Raw genomic sequence first — 1171 nt, forward strand, 5'->3', positions numbered from 1 at the left:
AGGAGAGTTCAGCGTGAATGTATCAGCTTGGACAAACCAAATTCTGTCCCCCTAGGAGAGGGGCTGGAGGTGAGAGAGCTTAGGATAGCTACAGATTAGAGCAATCAAAACCATGAAGTCTGCTGCTCGCCTAGCTTGTCTGCTTGCCGGACTGATCCTAGGAGCGGGGATCCCCGTCATTGCTCCCGCCCCCGCCCTTCCCGTTGCCCAAGCCGGTTTCCGGCCCTATCTCAATGCCCGTTTCGGCTACCGCATCGACTACCCGGCAGACTTTATCCCGCAAGGGGAATCGGACAACGGCGATGGCCAAGTGTTTCTCGGTCAAGACGGGGCTGAGCTGCGGGTTTGGGGTGGGTACAACATCTTTCAAGAAACCCCTGCCAGCGCCCTGCAGGAAGAACTTCGCCGCAGCCGGGAAAACCAACGCCGGGTTACTTACCAAGCTGTTGGCCGGGATTTCTTTGTGGTCTCCGGCTACGAGCCCGTTCGTGTCAGCGGTGCGGAGCCCTTTGGCCAGCGGATTTTCTATCTCAAAACAGTTGTCCGCCCTTCGCTGCAAGCTGGCTTTGAGTTCGTGTACCCGGCCAGCCGGCGCGAGCGCTATGACCGAGATGTGGAAGCTATAGCCCGTTCCCTGCGCCTTGCCGATCCCTGAGCTAGACCCAAGTTGGGGCATGATCGTAGGGATCCCTGGCAAAACCCAATGGCCGAGAGACCGCTGGATAGTTGGCTGCAGGAACGCATGCGGGTTGTTGGCCTGTCTTCTTGGCGGGCTTTACAGGCCCAGGCCGGGATCAGCCGCCGCGCCCTTGATCAGGTGCGCCAGGGGAAGTGGGGATCCCTGCGCCTGGAGCAACTGCAAAAGTTGGCTGCCGCTCTGCAGTGGGATTTGGGATCCCTGCTGCGCCTCAACGGGAATGACAAAATGGGAGCCACCGATTCCTCAGAAGTCCTCTTCTCTCTGCTGCAGCCGTTGCTCACCAGCTACCCCACCGTCCGCCAGATTGCCCAGCGCAAGCCCGATTGGCCGGCCCAAAACGTGACAGCTCTGTTTCGCTCCTTAGACGCTCTGCTGCAGCGCTGGGGGTATGAGCCCATCGGCAACCCCCTGGAGTCCGTCCCCTTCGATCCGCAACTGCATCAACCGGATCAGCCGGATATTCAGAAGGGG

2 protein-coding genes are annotated in these 1171 nt (G+C 59.8%); both read left to right on the plus strand.

Annotated elements, in window-relative coordinates:
* Positions 1 to 112: 112 nt before the first annotated feature.
* Positions 113 to 655 (plus strand): hypothetical protein, encoded by a 543-nt coding sequence (locus NW815_RS13140; RefSeq protein ID WP_414388000.1) that lies wholly within the window; start codon positions 113 to 115, stop codon positions 653 to 655.
* Between the two features lie 48 nt (positions 656 to 703).
* Positions 704 to 1171: helix-turn-helix domain-containing protein (locus NW815_RS13145; protein ID WP_414416102.1), on the plus strand; the 468-nt coding region annotated here is incomplete at its 3' end.

This window comes from Synechococcus sp. R6-7 (assembly GCF_047461695.1).
Classification (GTDB): Bacteria; Cyanobacteriota; Cyanobacteriia; order Thermostichales; family Thermostichaceae; genus Thermostichus.